The 16,830-nt window shown below is 58.6% G+C and carries 12 protein-coding genes and 2 tRNA genes; 6 read left to right on the forward strand and 8 right to left on the reverse strand.

The genetic code is table 11. From position 1 onward, the window contains the following. Positions 1–63: 63 nt before the first annotated feature. From pdxR to IDH41_RS16395, 3 genes are all read left to right on the forward strand, one after another. Positions 64–1,479 carry a MocR-like pyridoxine biosynthesis transcription factor PdxR gene (gene pdxR / locus IDH41_RS16385; RefSeq protein ID WP_223829785.1) on the forward strand — a complete coding sequence of 472 codons (1,416 nt, stop codon included), beginning with the start codon at positions 64–66 and terminating at the stop codon, positions 1,477–1,479. A gap of 87 nt (positions 1,480–1,566) precedes the next feature. Then, a tRNA-Thr gene (locus tag IDH41_RS16390) sits at positions 1,567–1,642 on the forward strand. A gap of 9 nt (positions 1,643–1,651) precedes the next feature. Beyond that, positions 1,652–1,728: transfer RNA gene (locus IDH41_RS16395), tRNA-Pro, on the forward strand. Positions 1,729–1,849: 121 nt separating this feature from the next. Here the strand turns inward: IDH41_RS16395 and IDH41_RS16400 are convergent. After that, the gene (locus IDH41_RS16400) at positions 1,850–3,235 is read right to left on the reverse strand and encodes a M48 family metallopeptidase (protein WP_190862866.1); all 1,386 of its coding nucleotides are present in this window, start codon (positions 3,233–3,235) and stop codon (positions 1,850–1,852) included. 311 nt (positions 3,236–3,546) lie between these two features. On the opposite strand from IDH41_RS16400, the gene IDH41_RS16405 reads away from it, so the two are divergent. Beyond that, positions 3,547–3,966 (forward strand): GNAT family N-acetyltransferase, encoded by a 420-nt coding sequence (locus IDH41_RS16405; RefSeq protein WP_190862868.1) that lies wholly within the window; start codon positions 3,547–3,549, stop codon positions 3,964–3,966. Positions 3,967–4,043: 77 nt separating this feature from the next. Here the strand turns inward: IDH41_RS16405 and IDH41_RS16410 are convergent, their stop codons facing one another. Next, positions 4,044–6,800: a glycoside hydrolase family 2 protein gene (locus IDH41_RS16410; protein ID WP_190862870.1), complete on the reverse strand. Its 2,757-nt coding sequence runs from the start codon at positions 6,798–6,800 to the stop codon at positions 4,044–4,046. A gap of 214 nt (positions 6,801–7,014) precedes the next feature. Beyond that, positions 7,015–8,679 (reverse strand): hypothetical protein, encoded by a 1,665-nt coding sequence (locus IDH41_RS16415; protein WP_190862872.1) that lies wholly within the window; start codon positions 8,677–8,679, stop codon positions 7,015–7,017. Between the two features lie 152 nt (positions 8,680–8,831). Here IDH41_RS16415 and IDH41_RS16420 point away from each other — a divergent pair, with 152 nt between their 5' ends. After that, positions 8,832–9,041, forward strand: a complete 210-nt coding sequence (locus IDH41_RS16420) for a DUF2536 family protein (protein ID WP_190862874.1) — start codon at positions 8,832–8,834, stop codon at positions 9,039–9,041. A 379-nt stretch (positions 9,042–9,420) separates the two neighbouring features. Here the strand turns inward: IDH41_RS16420 and IDH41_RS16425 are convergent, their stop codons facing one another. From IDH41_RS16425 to IDH41_RS16440, 4 genes are read right to left on the reverse strand one after another with little or no spacing between them, the layout of a single operon-like run. Next, a complete protein-coding gene (locus tag IDH41_RS16425; RefSeq protein ID WP_190862876.1) occupies positions 9,421–10,794 on the reverse strand; it encodes an ADP-ribosylglycohydrolase family protein in 1,374 nt (457 codons plus the stop codon). 24 nt (positions 10,795–10,818) lie between these two features. Next, positions 10,819–11,631 carry an MBL fold metallo-hydrolase gene (locus tag IDH41_RS16430; RefSeq protein WP_190862878.1) on the reverse strand — a complete coding sequence of 271 codons (813 nt, stop codon included), beginning with the start codon at positions 11,629–11,631 and terminating at the stop codon, positions 10,819–10,821. Between the two features lie 22 nt (positions 11,632–11,653). Further along, on the reverse strand, positions 11,654–12,505 hold the full coding sequence (locus IDH41_RS16435) for a sugar phosphate isomerase/epimerase family protein (RefSeq protein ID WP_397328082.1): 852 nt from the start codon (positions 12,503–12,505) through the stop codon (positions 11,654–11,656). A 52-nt stretch (positions 12,506–12,557) separates the two neighbouring features. Beyond that, a complete protein-coding gene (locus tag IDH41_RS16440) occupies positions 12,558–13,934 on the reverse strand; it encodes an N-acyl-D-glucosamine 2-epimerase (protein ID WP_223829786.1) in 1,377 nt (458 codons plus the stop codon). Between the two features lie 153 nt (positions 13,935–14,087). Here IDH41_RS16440 and IDH41_RS16445 point away from each other — a divergent pair, with 153 nt between their 5' ends. Then, a complete protein-coding gene (locus tag IDH41_RS16445; RefSeq protein WP_190862882.1) occupies positions 14,088–15,656 on the forward strand; it encodes a DUF4127 family protein in 1,569 nt (522 codons plus the stop codon). Here the strand turns inward: IDH41_RS16445 and IDH41_RS16450 are convergent. Beyond that, the gene (locus IDH41_RS16450; RefSeq protein WP_190862884.1) at positions 15,653–16,714 is read right to left on the reverse strand and encodes a Gfo/Idh/MocA family protein; all 1,062 of its coding nucleotides are present in this window, start codon (positions 16,712–16,714) and stop codon (positions 15,653–15,655) included. The two genes, IDH41_RS16445 and IDH41_RS16450, sit on opposite strands and share 4 nt — an antisense overlap. Positions 16,715–16,830: the final 116 nt, after the last annotated feature.

Genomic DNA, 16,830 nt, shown 5'->3' on the forward strand with positions numbered 1-16,830 from the left:
TATAAATCGGATTTGTCACCTTGAAAAGTGACAGAAATCGAATAACGGAAGGGGACAGACTTGATGAGACTCGGCTATACGCCTTTGCTGGACGACAGCAGCCCGACGCCGATATACATGCAGCTTTATCGCTACGTCCGCGGGCTCATTGAGACCGGAACGGTCTGCCCGGGCGAGAGGCTGCCTTCGATCCGGCTGCTTGCCCAGCATCTCGGCATCGGCAAAAACACGGTGGAATCGGCCTACCAGCAGCTGCTTGCCGAAGGGTATGTCGCAAGCAAGGAGCGGGGCGGGTACGTCGTCCAGCCGCTCGACGAGCTCGACGCCGTCAGCGAGCCCGCAATAGCGGCTCCGGTATTCGCGGTCGGCAACAACGGCGACCGGCTAGCCTGCGCTTACGATTTTCAATACGGAGACGTGGCGTTTCATCGGTTCCCGCTGGATGCGTGGAAACGGTGCATGGCTGGTGCGCTGGCCTCATCCGACCCGCAGGTGCTCGGATACGGCGAGCAGCTCGGTCACGAAGGGCTTCGCGCGGAAATCGCGAGTCTGGCGCTTCAGTCGCGCGGCGTGAACTGTCACCCCGATCAGATTTTGATCTGCGCGGGAACGCAGCAGGCCGTCAGCCTGCTGTGCCAGCTGCTGCCCCTCAGAGGCGCTGCCGTCGGCTTCGAGGAGCCGGGCTACAACGGCGTAAGGACGGTGCTTCGCAATCACGGCTGCGCGCTATCCCCGATCGCGCTCGAGCCGGATGGCATCCGCCTCGACCTGCTCCAAGCTTCCGGCGTCAAGACCGTCTACGTGACGCCTTCCCATCAATTCCCTCTCGGCATGGTGCTTCCGATCGGGAAGCGCATCCAGCTCCTTCAGTGGGCGGACGAGAACGGTGCGCATATTATCGAGGACGATTACGACAGCGAATTTCGCTATAACAGCAAGCCCATCCCTTCGCTTAAAGCACTGGACAAGCGGGAGAGGGTCATCTATTTGGGCACGCTCTCGAAGTCGTTCCTTCCGGCCGCAAGGCTCAGCTACATGATTCTGCCTCCAGAGCTGATGCGGTCGATGCACGGAGAGCTGCAAAATTATAACCAATCGGTATCTCCGATCATTCAGCAAGCCGTGTGGCTGTTCATGAAGAACGGGGATTACGGCCGTCATATCCGCAAAATGAGACGGATTTATCAAGCGAAGCATAAAGCGCTGATCTCGGCGGTTGCGCGCCATATGGGAGAACGCGTCCGCGTCGTCGGGGACGGATCCGGACTGCATGTTATCCTCGATGTGAAGAACAAGTCAAGCGAATGGCTGATCGAACGCGGCGCGCGATTCGGCTGCAAGACGTACTCCCCCCTCAAGCATTGGCACGACCCGCTGCAATGCCCGGAATCGTACGTCATGCTCGGATTCGGCGGCCTATCCGAAGAACAAATTGAACACGGCGTGAAGCTTCTGAGCGAGGCCTGGTTCTCCGATTAGATCCGGCATGTTATTTTAACAAAAAAACTGTTGCATTTATTTTGGATTCTGTGTAATAATACATCTTGTGCTTCACGATACAGGGATGCCGTTGTAGCTCAATTGGTAGAGCAACTGACTTGTAATCAGTAGGTTGGGGGTTCAAGTCCTCTCGACGGCACCATTTATTTTACGGGACGTAGCTCAGCTTGGTAGAGCACCTGGTTTGGGACCAGGGGGTCGCATGTTCAAATCGTGTCGTCCCGACCATTATGATATTTTCATGTACGTTACATAAATGAAGGAGCTGTCTCCAAAGGTCATATGGCCTGAGAGACAGCTCTTTTTATAAGGAGTTCTCCCCAATCGATGAGCAGACAGCAACCGGGCATTAGATCCTATCTCCCCGGTCCAGCAGCAGCGCCGCGACGTCGTCGTAGCCGTTCTCCATCGCGTAATCGGCGGCGGTAAACGCCGAATCATCGGTTAAATCCGGATCCGCTCCCGCGTCAAGCAGCAGCCTGACCGCTTCCATGTCCCCGCCCGATGCGGCGGTCATGAGCGGCGTCCAGCCCAGACTGTCCTGCAGATTCGGATTCGCCCCGTTCATGAGCAGCAGCCGAGCCGACTCCAGGCTCCCGTTATAGACCGCGACCGTAAGCGCCGTCTCTTCGTAGGTTTGCTCGACGAGGTCCGGATCGGCCCCGGCTTCGAGGAGCGCGGCCGTCAGCTCCGCTTCGTCGAGCTGCACGGCCCACATGAGCGCCGTCCAGCCTTCCTCATCGGTCGCGTTCGGATCGATTCCGGCATCGAGCAGCTCGCGCACGCGGTTCAAGTCGCCCTCGGAAGCCGCCGCCAACAGGTCGCTCTCCGTAGCGGTACCGGCAGCAGGCAACGAATCTACCAGCTTCATGATCCCTTTCGAGAAGACGACGCCGACCGTAATCGATCCCGTGACGGCCGCCGCGGCGATGACGAGCGCGACGATCCACGTCCTGGACGCCGCAAACTCGGTCGATTGGGGCATACCGGCAAACTGCCGGATCGCGTGAATCCGCTTCGGCAGCGTCGGATGCGTGGACAACCGCTCGGCCAGCCAGACGAAGAACCCCTTCTCCCTGCTGCTTTGCAGCAAATATTCGTCGCGGTCGACCCGCTTGTACATCGATTTGCCGACCGCGAGAATCGTCAACCCGTCCAGCGCCGCTTCCGGATCGCCCGTGTAATAGGCAGCCATTCGGTCGCATGTGTATTCACAGGCGCGGGAATACGCTTCGCCGATGAACGGAAACCATAACGCCGGAATGATGAGCAGCTGCTTGACGACATGGTTGCGCTTCAAATGCGCGAGCTCGTGCGCGATGACGTAATTCAGCTCCCTGTCCCCGCCCGATTGGATCAATTCGAATAAATCCGAATAAAGCACGACCATGTTGCGCCCGAAGAAGCGCGACGCGAAAGCGTTCAAAAATCCGCCCGACTCCATCACGTATACGTCGGGAACGGCGGCGAAGCCCATTCTTCCGCACTGCTCCTGCACCATCGCGTGCACCTCGGGAAATTGCCTGGCCGTAATTTTGACGCCGTTCGTTCGAATCGTCGCCATGGCGATCGCCCGCGCGAACAGCGGCAGGAGGATCATGAGCGGAATAACAAATATAAGCACGATGGATAAGAGCAGGCCCAAGTAGACGAGAATGCTGAATACGAGGGCGATAATAAAGTATCGTTCTTCCTTTTTATGAATAAGGGAAGACGTCTGGTTAGGGTCGTTCAATAAAGGCTGCCTCCTTGCACATTCCGATCCGGATCACGAAAAAGACGTCTATTGATCGGAATCGTCCCATTTTTTGGAATACGCCTTTCTCGTTACCCAAAGCGTCAGCCAAGTGAGCAGCACGAGTATAATCGCTGCGGAAATCCATACGCCTGCCGGAACATTCATCTTAACATGCCTCCCTTTCACTATCTTCATCGTCTATTTTACAGGATTCTATTCGGTTATTGGAGCCGAATCCGTTAACAAATTCGTAATATTGCCGTTATACTTGAATAGTCGCCGGTTGGCGATGGAAAGGTGGTTTGCGCATGACGCAAATTCCGTACGAGCTCGAAGAGCGGCTTCCAACCGTTGCCGAGCACCGCGCGTTATGGGAGGCCGTCGGCTGGGGGACGGCGAACGTGGCGATGACTGGCCCCTCCTTGGCTCGATCGCTCCATGGGGTCGTCATCCGCTGCGGGGAGGACATCGTCGGGATGGGAAGAATCGTCGGCGACGGCGCGATGTACTATTACATCCAAGACGTCGCGGTGCTGCCCGCGCATCAGGGCAAAGGGCTCGGACTGCGAATAATGGACAATCTTCTCGCATACGTCGAATCCCATTGCGAAGGGGCCGGATTCGTCGGACTGTTCGCCTCGCATGGCAACGATTCGTTCTACCGAAGGTTCGGCTTCGCCAATTATGCGCCCGGCATGACGGGCATGTTCAAAGTATTGGGGGAATAATGCGGTTCCATTGGCGCAAGAAGGGCAGCTCCCCGGTCGGAAACGACCGTGAAGCTGCCCTTTTTTTGTTGCCTGTATCAGTCTTTGCAATGGACGACGATATCGATCGGGTAACGTCCGGCATTGCGCCCGTAGAGCGCAAGCCCCCCTTCGGCCGCTTCAAGCTGCAGCTTGAATTTGCGGCTGTCGTTCAGCCTCGCCGTCAACGCGCTAGGAAGCGCAACGCGGCATAAATAGCCGTAGGATCCCGCTTCCTCGAGCTTGCGGCTCTCCTGCTGGTAGTGCCAGGACAAGACGCCGCGGCTGTCCGCCGGGTTATCCGGAAGCACGATCGTATCGACGAGCACGCCGTCGACGCGAACGTTCAGCTTCGCCTCGTGACGCTCCGTATCGGTCATGAAATACGTGTTGGCGTTGAATTCCGGATCGGCGAGCTTGCCGTGCATGAACGAAATGTCCAGCTTCGCCTGTTCGGTCTCCCCGATGTTGCGCTTCAAGAGCCGCTTCGAGCTTGCTTCGAAGTACAGATCGATCTCGTATACGGCCTGCTGCTCCTCCGCCGTAGGCAGCTCGACCTCATAGGCGAAATAACCGGTATCTCCGCCGTTTACTTTATGGTCCTGCAGCGCATGCCAGCTGTGCGGCCACTCGCTTGCCGAATAGCTGCCGACAGGAACGCTGACTATGCGGCCGTCCGCCTCGTAAGCGCCCTGCTCCTTCCCGCCGCGAACGTCAAAGGTGACGAAGTTGCGTGCGATGACGCGGCCATCCGGCGATGTCAGACGAACGGCGAAGACCGCAACGGCGTCCTGGCTCGGCAGCGTCAAGGAGACGGAAGCAAGCGGGTTCACGCCATACCCGTTCCATTCCACCGCTTCGCTGCCCGATTCGGACACGACGCGCGTGCCGAGGTTGTCGTGCCACAGCTCCCAAGAAAGCTGCAAGGTCTTGCCATGATACCGGTCCGAGAAGCTGGAGCGAAGAAGCTCGATCGTCGCTTGGCCGCCCGCGTCCGCCGTCCGGCAAGGAGGCGCGTCGATTACGACGAAATCGGGCGAGTGCAGGTCGGCGACGGACATGCCCGGATTGAACCATTCGTAGCCGAATTGCTTATCGGAGCCGTCGAGACGGTAATAGCCGTTGAATTCGTTAATAACGTCCTTGAATTCCGTGAATACGAAGCCGCACATTTTGTCGTGGCGGCGGAATTCGTTCATCATGTAGCGATAGTGCCAGGCAAGGTCGCTGTCGCCGGCGCCACCTTCGATTCCCCATACGTTGCCGCATTCGCTGTTCATGAGCGGAGCGTCGGACTGCGTATTGCCGCCGATATAATTGAACGTCGAGCCCGGATACGTCTTCTCGACGACTTCCGTCACATGGCTGCGCAGCTCGTTATAACCGTTAACATAGAAATGCCAGGTGTTAAGATCCGACTCCACGTGATCGTAGTTGCACGGCGAATTGTCCTCGATGATGCGCGTCGGATCGAGCTCCTTCGCCCAGCGGTAGATGCCGCGCACCCATTCTTGCGTCTCCGGCAAATAATTATGCGGAAGCCGGTCGTCGGACGTCAGCGAAGCCGCCTTGCTGTTCGTCTTCAGCCCCCACGTTTCGTTGAACATCGCCCAGGAGAAGATCGACGGATGGTTGTAATCGCGGTCGATGACTTCGAGCGCCTCGCTCTCGTAGGCGGCTCTCGCCGCGTCGTCGGGGTCTCCCCAGAAGCAAGGCATGTCCTCCATGACCAGAATGCCGAGCTTATCGGCCCAGTAAAGCTTGCGCGGCTCCTCCGGTTTAATATGGATGCGGACGAAGTTCAGCCCCATCCGATTCAGCAAATAAATTTCGTCCTGCATTTCCCGGTCGGTCGGATAGGTAAAGAAGCCCGTCGGATGGAAGGACTGATCGAGCGTGCCGTTTAAATAAACCGGCTTGCCGTTCAGCGTAATCCAGCGGTAATTCTTGTCCCCTACAAGGGCCGTTCCGATCTCGCGAACCCCGAAATACGTGCTGACCGTATCGGTCCGTCCGGCGCTCTCGAGCGTTATTTCGCCTTCGTACAGGTACGGCGATTCCGGGCTCCATAGCTTCGGCTCATGAATGGCGAAGGAGGCGCGGAACGCGTTGCTTCCTTCCGCCAGATCGGCCTCCGCTCGGTGCGACACTTCCCCGTCGGCGAACGAGAAGGCGAGCTCCGCCTTGCCGGCTATGCTTGCGACGACGGTCGCCGTTACTTCCACGGTGCCGTCGATGCGCGTATTGAATTTGGCGTCCCGAACGTAGTTTTGCGGACGGGCCTCCAGCCATACCGGCTGCCAAATGCCGCGAATTTCGCCGTAGCCCTGCTTGCCGCGCGCTTGATGCGCATGGTCGAAATCCTCGACCCGGACGATGATTTGATTCGGTTTGCCCGCGGCCCAAACGTCCGTTACGTCGAATTCGAAGGTGCCGTAGCCGCCCGTATGCGAGCCGACCGCCTGGCCGTTCACCCATGCGTCGCATTTATAATCGACGGCCCCGAAGCGGAGGAACACTTTCGACTCCTTGTCTTCCGGCGCCCAGTCCGTTTCCTTGCCGTACCAGGCAATCCCTTTGTCGTTGCTGCCGATGCCGGACAACGGGCTGGACCACGAGAACGGAACCGTAATTTCGTCCCGGAATGTCCGGGCTTCCCCCTCCTGCCACTTCGCGGCAAGGCCATGGTTCTCGTGATCGAATTGAAACGACCAGCTTCCGTTCAAATTGAGCCACTCCGAGCGCTGCCAATCCGGCCGCGGATATTCCGCCCGCGGCATTTCGTACCGGACGGCGCTTGCGGTGTTTGCAGTCATCCGTTAACACAACCTTTCGTCATCATGAATGAATCGAACCGCAGCTAACATCATTAAACTTAATTAAAAAGTTAACTACAATCCGTAAAAACGGCTAATTCGTAACCAGAATACGCCTTCATTAACTTATTTGTCAACCAAAACTTTTATTTTCGCCATTCTATTAACTTTAAAATTAATGAAAAAGAGCCCGCCATAACGGACTCCTCTCATCTTAGAGCTTGCGGATTTGACTGAGCAGCACCTCGGACGTTAACCATTTCCGCAGCAGAAGGAACAAGACGACCGCAGGCACGCTTAGCAGCGCCCCGAGCTGCAGCAGCTGCTGCATCGGCAGCGCTTCGCCGCCGGAGCTGAACAGCTGCATATATCGCATCATCGGCGAATGCAGCTGCGGATTCACGGTGTAGAGCAGCGAAGTGAAATAGGAATTCCAGAGCATGATGAATTGCAGCGCGCCCAGCCCCAGCAGCGGCTTCCAAATCTTTGGAAGGAAGAGGGTAATCATCGTGTGGAGCTCTCCTCGCCCTTCCGCGGCCGCCTTCTCCTTCAAATCGCCGTATTTGCTATTGAAGATGCTTTTGAGCACGAATACGGCCGCAAGGTTGAAGAAGCCGGAGAACAGCTGCGGAAATAAGGTGCCGACCATGCCCGCGCCGCGGAAAAACATATACTCGCCGACCGTCCCCGCGCCGATGACCAGCGCGAACAGCAGAAACAGCTTATAGAGGCCGCGGCCGGGCAAGTCTTTGACCGTCAACGGGTACGCCAGCGTGACCGTGATCAGCAGATGAATGACGACGGCCGCCAAATTGATGAACAGATAAGCGGCCGTGCTGCCGGCCGGCAGCCATTCCGACCAATGGAAGGCGTCGCCTCCCGCAAACGGATAGACGAACAGCAAATAGAGCGCAGCCAGCACGACCGCGGCGAACGGGGCCGCCACGGCAAGACCGGCCGCTCCGCCTCCTCGTCCCGCCGGCGCGATCGCCTGCGCTTCGCGGCTGCCGAACAAATCGGACAAGAACGCGCCCCTCACGATGAAATAAGCGCCCAGCGCCAGCGCGAATTGGATCGCAACCTGCAGCACCTCGGCCGCTGCCGCATAGCCGTACTGCGCGTTCATCAATCCGGTTCTGTAGATGTACGTGTCCAGCATATCGCCGGTCTCGTAGACGAGCGGGTTCACCAAATTCAGCAAGAGCTCGAAATCGGAGCTGAGCAGGACGGATAATTGAAGCAGCATGTAAGCGGATACCGCCCGAAGCGCGGGGTAGACGTTTCGATGAGCGAAGCTGCCTCGGTAAAGCCTTCTTTCTTCTTCCTTCCGGGCCTCCGATGCATGCCTCGCGGCAATGGCGGCAAGCGCGATCAAGATCGGCACGCCGCATGTCTTCAGCGTCTCCGCGAGAATGAGGACGGGCCTGAACGAGGCGGGATCGGCAAGCAGGAACGATTCCCCGAAGCCGAAGGGCGACTGCGAGGGCGACAGCGTCAAAATGACGAGGCTCGCGAATACCGCGGACGGGATAAAGAATGGAAAGAGAAACAACGCCGACAACGCCTGCCGGAGCCCGTTCGAGGGGATGGCGCTGAGTGCCAGGGCGACGACGAAGGCAACGGCGGCGCTCGCAAACACATAGCCGAATTTCATCGCGAGCGTATTGGCGAGCACTTGAACGAAGGCGGGCTCGCCGAATAAAGCGGAGAAATTGCCGAGCCCGACCCATTCGCTGCCGAATAAGCCCATAAACGGTTTATAATCCTTGAGCGATAAAACGACACCGTACAGAAACGGCCATATTTTAAATAGCAAAATCAAGAGCAACGCCGGAATGACGATGATGTAATGCAGTTTGTACTTCCAAATTTTATCCACGCCGAGGCCTCTCTCCCATCCCCTAATTTTTACTAAATTATATAGGCTGCCGCGCCTTCTTGTATAGAAAAAAGCGGGCGGAAGATTCACGGCATGCCGGACTCCGTTGTATAATAGGCTCGTTCCGATAAACTGACATGGGAGTAGAGCTTATGGAATTTCGTTTGGATTTAATCGATACGAAGATTGAATTTTTTGAAGCGCATGATGTAAAGACGCTGGAGCAAATGATCGAGAGGCAGATTGAAATCAACAAAGCGCTGCTGCTCGACGTGCACGGCGTCAGCCACCAGGCCGCGTTCAATCCGAAGACCGAAAAGATGCATTTCAGCGCGGTCGTTCACTTTAAGACCAAAGAGTAAAAAATAGGGGCTGTCGAATAAAGGTCATGCTTGATCATAGTGGCAGCTCCTTTTGTTACTTTACTTACGGCCTTCGCCACTCCTCTCTTTTCGCTCGCTCTCCCGCGATACGACATTGCTAATTTCAAAAAATGCAACTAAATCATTCTCACTTCAACACATCCCCGATTTAGTTTCAATATTTGAAATTAAACGTACTCTTTAAGCTTTATAGCCCGATATTCACCGGTATAGTTTCAAATTTTGAAACTAAATCCCCTTTTTGTCTCCTTCTTTCTCTCTTAATTTCGATTTTTGAAATTAAATCAAATACTCCGTTCCGGAGATTCCCGAGGTCGGCAAATGACGAATAGAAGCGGCGGTGCTAGTCGGTTATCCCCTATGCACCGCCGCGCGCCGCGAGCTCGCACGTCCGCTTCGCAAGCTGCGAGATCGGCGTCAGCCCGAAGCCGTCGACGCCGGATAGAATCAGATCGTTCAGCGGTTGAACCCACGCCTCCGGCAGCGCTTCGGCGCCCAGCTGCATCCCGACGACGGAGCCCGACGTCGCCGCGTTGCAATCCGTGTCGAAGCCGGCGGCGGCGGCCATGCCGATCGTTCGCTCGAGATCGCCGCCGCCGTACAGCAGCGAGACCGCCACGATCATCGCGTTCGAAATCGTATGGCACCAATGATGGGGATCGCCCTCGTCGTATTTCCGGTGAATCCGGTCGATCGCTTCTTCGTGGACGACCTCTTCGCGGCGCCAATGCAGCACCGTGCGAATTTCCGCGGAGAGCCGGGATGCCGCTGGAATTTGCCCAAGTCCGGCCAGAATGACCTCCTCCATGTCGTTCGTGACGGCCGCGGCCGCCAGCATGGCGGCGACCCACATCGCGCCGTATATCCCGTTCTTCTCGTGGGATATCGACGCGTCGCGCCAAGCCATCTCCGCGGCCAGCTCCGCGTCGCCCGGATTGATATAGCCGTAGAAGTCCGCCCTGATCTGCGCGCCGATCCATTCGCGGTATGCGTTCCGGTAACCGGCAGAGCGCGGCGGGTCGATGCCGTTCATCAGATTTCGATAGGCGATTCTTTCAGCCGTGCAGGTACGAAGGGCGGGCAGCCAGGTGAGCCAAGCCTCGGCAACGTCGTCCGGGGTGAACGACTCGCCGTATTTTTCGAGAACGGCGAGCGCGATGATCGTGTAGTTCATGTCGTCGTCTTCTACCATGTGCCTCACGTTATTGATCCAGCTTACGCACGGATTGCCGTATGAACCGCCTTCGTCCTTGACGCCGTATTTGTCGGCGATGCCGCGGTCGATCGCGGACGACAAATAACGCCGGATCGGATAATTGTCCGTCTCCCCGAGCAATCCGGCGATCCGCTCCCTGCGCCAGCCTTCGATCGGCTGCCCGAGCAGGCAGCCCGCCGAGCGTCCGAGCCACGCCCCGTACAGCTTATCTTCGAGCGCCGGTCCTGCCGGCAGCGGGGCGGCAAGCTTCGCCGCGGGCGGCCTTTCGGCCCGGATGCCCGCAAGGTCCGAGGGCTCGGCGAACGGATAATCCGGACGCATCGGCATGTTTCTCATTTCGTCAAGGTATTCCGCCGCCAGCGCTTCCCGTTCCGGATCGCCAGGCGTCATGGCCGCTAGCCGTCCGTAATGGGCCTCGATCGCTTCGCTCAGCGCTCGCCCCTCGTCGATTCCTTGCTGCCTCTCGATCGCGAAGTGGCCCTCGTATTGCAAATAGTGGTACGCGGAAGCTTTCATAACCCCTGCCTCCTCCCTATTCCGTCAAATCGTCAAAACCATCCCGTCATAAGCGGCGATAATGTGCTCGGTACCCAAAATCCGCGTCAAGTCGTCATGCTGCAGGCCGATGTTATGGGAAAAATGAGTCGCGACGACTTTGCTGTTGCCGCACAGCGCGCCGGCCTTCGCCAACCGGTCGCGAATGCCGATCACCGCTTCGATGTTGAGATGGCCTCCCGTAAACGGCAAATTGCCGTTCGTGCAATCCAATATCGCCGCGTCCAGACTCGTTGTCTCCAGTCGCTCCCACGTCTCCTCGGGCAGCAGGCCCGTATCGTGACCGTAGAAGACGCGCTTGCCGTCCTTCTCGATCAGATAAAGGAGGCAGGTTTCGTCCTGGTCGTGATTGGCCGGCAGCGCAGTCACTTTCGCGGTGCCCGTGTCGACGGTCTGGAACGGCGAGATGCGGCTGATCGCGAGCCGCTCCGGATCCGGCCTTCCCACCGCCTCTCTGCATTTCCGGACGACGGCGTCATGGCCGTACACGCGAAGCGGCCCATCCAGCCCGTGGGCGAACACGGGAAGCCGCATGGCCAAATCCTCCGCGCGGAGATGGTCCATGTGCGTATGCGTAATAAACAAATCGCTCACCAGCGCCAGATCGATGCCGTCGCGCAGCACGTGAAGAAGCGTATCGGGCGGAAAATCGATCTTCAGCACGCCGTCGACGATGGCGGAGCTTCGGGTCCGGACGTTGCGTCCGCCCAGCCGCCGGGCTTTCCGGCAATGCGCGCAGCGGCAAAACAAGGCGGGAAAGCCTTCCGCGGCAGCCGTTCCGAGAAAATGGATGTCCAATCTTCGTCATGTCTCCTCTCTTCTACAAAGCGGCAACGAGCTTCTCGACATGGGCCAATGCCTTAAGCGATCCGAGCTTCGGCTCCTCGTCGCCTTCGAATTCGACCGACAGCCAGCCGCCGTAACCCGCTTCCTTCAGCTTCGAGAAAATATAGGCCAGATCGACTTCGCCTTCGCCGGCGATTTTGCCGAGAAACAGCTCTCCCGTAAGCCCCCTGATTACCGCCCCCCTCGTGCCTTCCTCCGCCTTCGCAAAATCTTTGACGTGCACATGCTGGGCAAAGTGCTTCAGCTCGTCGACGGCGTCGCGCGGGCTTTGGCCGACGAGCAGGAAATTGCCGGTATCGAACGTGCTGCGGAGCGCATTCGAACCAACCTGTTCAATAATGGCGTTCACCTGGTCGCTTCGTCCGGCGAACAGCCCGTGGTTTTCCAGACATAGAACGACTCCCTTCCGCTCCGCGTATTCGGCGGCCCGGCTGAGGCCGTCGATGACGTAGGCCAGCCCTTGCTCGTAGGAGATCGAATCGCCGTGAACATCGCCCGAGAACACGCGAACGACCTTCGCTCCGAAGTGAACCGCGGCATCGACCGCGTCCGTCACCTCCTTCACCTGCGCCTCGCGCTCCCTTTCGTCCGCCGCGATGAAATTGTTGCACGCGCAGAAGCAGGCGACCTTGAGCCCGTATCGGGCAAGCGCCTCGTCAATCCGGGGAATGTCCCGTTCCTTGTCCTTCCAGAAGCAGCTGAGCAGCTCCACCCCGCTAGCGCCCGCTTCGGCCGCGAATCCGAGAAAATCGACCGTGTCCCACGTGCCGTCATACCAATATTTATGCACGCTCCACATGCTTAGACTAACGTTCAACGCCTTCACGCTCCCCGAAATGTTATCGTTCGAACTTGGCCTTGCCGCTTCCCCGCGTTCCCTATTCATCCGTTCCCGGAACCGGACATGTCGTTCCGGCCGAGATCGTATTCGCGCGCTTCTCCTTGAACAGCCATTTGTCCGGCGCGTCCCGGATCCCTCGCAGCTCGATTTGCAGCGGCTTCGGCGGCAGCTGTCCCGAGCGGAGACGGAGACGGTTGCCGTCCACCTCGATCGCGTCCCATCGCACCGGGACAAGGCGACCGTCGTCCATCACCCGATAGTTGCCGGCGCTTGCCGCCGACCGCTCGTCGATCCGTTTGTTGAAGGTCACGACGATCTCTTCCTTCGATGGGCGGGTGCAGCCGAGCGGCGCCGGCTTCTCTTCGTACATATAGCCGCCGGTATGATACTCGTACGCCGTCCATGACGAGAAGCCGAGCTTCGATGCCGTCTCGCTGAATCCGCTCAGCCAGCGCCCCCCTTTGACCATATGCCTGGCCGAGCCGATATCGGCTTGCACCGATAAGGGCAGATCCGGGAATTGCGCTCGCAGCTCGTCGATGAACGGTTGATAGCGCGTCACGTAATCCGCCGGAAGATCCGCCCGCGTCCAGTCCGGCCAATGCGTTTGCAGCACGTGCATATCCGGTCTCACGCGGGCGACCATCGCGGCGGCGTCGAGCCCTTGCTCCTCCCGCAGGCGCCGAATGCTGTCCGGCCCGGCGTCGATCGCCAGCGACCATGTGGCGACGGCGATGCCCGGCCTCGCCTCCCGGACGCCTCCTCTCCCGTTAATGAGCTCGTCCAGGAAGCCGTTCACCGCCTCGACGCGGAAATCGACCCATTTGCGGTACGTCTCCACGCTTCGCAAATAATAGTCCGGCGAGCCGGCGTTGACGAAGTCGGGCATCTCGAGACCGTGCCTATCGCGGAATGCCGCTTGCGCGAGCGGGCCGACGTCGCCGTATACGCCTCGCTTTATGCCGCCCCACTCCGGAAAGTACGGCTCCGCGATCTCGATGCCGTCGAACGGGTACTCCGCCGCCAGCCGGGCAAGCGCCGCTTTTTTCCACGCCACATACCGTACGCTGAACGGCGACAGCCGCTCGAAGCCGTCGTTCGTTTCCTTCAGCAGCCTCATCTTCCAAGAAGGCCAATCGCTCGGAAACCGGTCGGTCGAGAATGTGCCGTTGCCGATCGCCATCGCCCATACCGGCATCCCCCTCCGGTGAAAGGCATCGATAAGCTTCTCTTGAATGACGTGCTCGTTCACGACGAAATAATGGACGCTCCTGAAGCCCGCGAGCTCGATTTCTTCGGCGATGCTATCCGGCGTCCGCCCTCCGTAATAAGGAAACGAAGGATCGATCTGGATGCTCGGGCCATAAAACGGCCGGCTCAGGGAGCTTCCCACGCCTTGGAACCAAATAGACAATCGAAGCTCCTCCTTTCCCGGCTTTTCCGTCTGGATAACCGGCAAATAAAAAATAGTTCCGTGATATTATCGATAAATAAAAAAATATTCCTGACTATCGTATTGCTGTATAATAGAAATCATTCATCATCTTTCCAATATGGAGGTCATCGCATGAGTAAAATCGTTTACTTGCCGCTAGACGAACGTCCATGCAACGCGAAGTATCCGAAGATGATTGCCGCCATCACCGACCTTGCGCTGGTCGCGCCGCCGGCAGCGCTGCTCGGCGCCAAGAAACGGCCCGCCGCGTTCGAGGGGCTCGCTCGCTGGCTGTCCGCGGAGGCGGAAAGAGCAGACTACCTGATCGTCTCGGCCGATATGCTCGTATATGGCGGCATCGTGCCTTCGCGCCTGCACCAGCTGCCGTATGCGGAATGCGCCGCGCGGCTGTCGGTACTGAAGGAATTGAAGCGGCGCAATCCGGCGCTCCGCATTTATGCCTTCAGCCTCATCATGCGGGCGCCGGCGTACGACAGCAGCGACGAAGAACCCGACTACTACGAGCATTACGGGCAAGCGATATGCAGGTACGGCTGGCTGGAGGACAAACAAGCCGCCGCGCCGCCCGGCGAAGAGGAACGGCTGGAGCGGGAGCGTCTGCTCGCCCGCATCCCGCAGGAGGTACTTGGCGACTTCCTCCGGCGGCGCGCGACGAATGCCCGGATCAACGAGCTTGCAATCGAATTCGTGAAGGAAGGCGTCATCGACCAATTGATCATTCCGCTCGACGACAACGCCGAATACGGCTTCAGTCCGATGGAGCAGCGGAACCTGCTCTTCGCCGTCGAGCGCGGCAACCTGATGGACCGCGTGCTCATCCATCCCGGCGCCGACGAAGTCGGCTGCATTCTGTTCGCCAAAGTGTTCTGCGAAGTGAAGCAATATCAGCCCGAAGCGTGCGTCCGCTACTCTTCGACGCGGGGGCCGGCCATCATTCCGAAATACGAAGACCGCAGCCTGAACGAGAGCGTCAAATCCCACTTGAACGCGGGAGGCGCCTTCATGGGCGACAGCGCCCATACGGCCGACTTCGTGCTGATGGTCCACTCGCCGCCCGTCTCCCAGCAGGACGTCGCCGAATCGCCCAATCCGTTCGCCAGACGCCACCGCGCCTATTATTCCGAGGTGCATACGGCGGAATTCGTAACGGCGCTGGACGCGCTGTCCCGCAGAGGGCATCTCGTCGCGCTTGCCGACGTCGCGTCCTGCAACGGCGCGGATCATGCGCTCATGCAGCTGCTCGCGAAGAAGAACCTGCTGCGGCGGCTGACGGCGTACGCCGGCTGGAACACGTCCGGGAACACGCTCGGCACCGTCGTTTCGCACGCCATCGTCGCTTCCTATTACCGCAGGTCTCCTTCCCGTCCCGCCCACAGCGACGCGATGAGCGATCGTTTCCGGCTATACCGGTTCATCGAGGACTGGGGCTATCAGACGCTCGCGCGCCAGCAGATCGCCGCTCATTTGCCCGAGCTCGGAGGCAACTACTTCCAAATCGGCCATATCCGGGAGCGGGTGTCGCAGCTCGTCACCGATAAGCTTCGCCGTTTCTGCACCGACTTCCTGGGCGAAGCGGCCGGCGGCGCGGCAGACGGCTTAAGCGCCGATCTCCCCTGGAACCGCATGTTCGAAGTCGATTTGACGCTGGGGCAGGATGGACCCGTGCGCGACGGGCGCTAGTCGAAATAAATTTCCCGTTTCTTCTCGGCGGATTCATAGATGCCGCAAAGCATCTTCATGACCTCGAGACCGTCCTCGACGGGACTGAGCGTCTCCTTCCTGCCGAGGCAGCTGTCGATGAAGTGGTTGATCTCGCTTTGGAAGCCGCTTGCGAAGTCAAACCCGAGCTGGTCGACCTGGGGCGTAACGTTGAGAATGGTGTCGTGCTGCTCGGAAACGATGAACAGCCCGGGCTCGATTTCCGCCCCGCCCTTGTCGCCGAACAATTTGACCGTCATTTCATCCTGCTTCGCATGCAGCGTAAAGCTGACGTCCACGACGAGGGAAGCCCCGTTGTTGAAGCGAATGATCGCATTGGCGAGATCCTCGACCGTGTTTTTGGCCGAATCGTAATCCGACGCCTTATAGAACGACAGATTGTTAATGTTGGCGCGGTTGCCGAGCCGATTGTAGGCGTTGCCGCTAATCGACCTCACCTTCGGCTTGCCCATCAAATACCAGCACAAATCGATGATGTGCACGCCGAGGTCGATCAACGGGCCGCCGCCCGATCTTTCCTTATCCGAGAACCAGCCGCCGGGGTTGCCGAGCCGACGAAGACAGCTTGCCTTGGCGTAATAAATGTCGCCGAGCTCCCCCGCTTCGATGAACCGCCTTAAAAGCGCCGTGTTCGCCCCGTAACGTCTGACGAAGCCGACCTGCAGCACCTTGCCGCTCCGCAGCGCCGCCTGCTTCACCTTCTCCGCTTCTTCCACCGTTTTGCAAAGCGGCTTCTCGACAAGCACGTGCTTCCCGGCTTCCGCGGCCGCGATGCTGATTTCGGCATGCGAATTGTTCCACGTGCAGATGCTCACGGCATCGATGGCGGGATCGGCCAGCAGCTCGCGGTAATCGGCGAACGTCTTCTCCGCGCCGTACGCCGCGGCTTTCGTCCTTGCCCGTTCTTCGTTCAAATCGCATATCGCGTAGATGTCAACCTCCGGATTGCGCGCATAGGAACTGAGATGAATGTCCGATATCGAACCTGCTCCGATTACGCCGACCTTAACTTTGCTCATTTAAGCCTTCTCCCCTTTATGAACGAATGGATCCGATCGTAGACGTCCCGCCTCGACGGATCGGTTGCGCACGCCGCATCGGCGTGCGGCTTCACGTCCCCTCCATCGGCATCCCT

It is taken from the genome of Paenibacillus arenilitoris, assembly GCF_014705655.1.
In the GTDB taxonomy this organism is placed as follows: Bacteria; Bacillota; Bacilli; order Paenibacillales; family Paenibacillaceae; genus Pristimantibacillus; species Pristimantibacillus arenilitoris.

Excerpts from the sequence above, each read along its gene's own strand:
- IDH41_RS16425 (WP_190862876.1), bottom strand. The coding sequence starts at position 10,794 with ATGAAAGCTTCCGCGTACCACTATTTGCAATACGAGGGCCACTTCGCG.
- IDH41_RS16410 (WP_190862870.1), bottom strand. The coding sequence starts at position 6,800 with ATGACTGCAAACACCGCAAGCGCCGTCCGGTACGAAATGCCGCGGGCG.
- IDH41_RS16445 (WP_190862882.1), top strand. The coding sequence starts at position 14,088 with ATGAGTAAAATCGTTTACTTGCCGCTAGACGAACGTCCATGCAACGCG.
- IDH41_RS16405 (WP_190862868.1), top strand. The coding sequence starts at position 3,547 with ATGACGCAAATTCCGTACGAGCTCGAAGAGCGGCTTCCAACCGTTGCC.
- IDH41_RS16420 (WP_190862874.1), top strand. The coding sequence starts at position 8,832 with ATGGAATTTCGTTTGGATTTAATCGATACGAAGATTGAATTTTTTGAA.
- pdxR (WP_223829785.1), top strand. The coding sequence starts at position 64 with ATGAGACTCGGCTATACGCCTTTGCTGGACGACAGCAGCCCGACGCCG.
- IDH41_RS16450 (WP_190862884.1), bottom strand. The coding sequence starts at position 16,714 with ATGAGCAAAGTTAAGGTCGGCGTAATCGGAGCAGGTTCGATATCGGAC.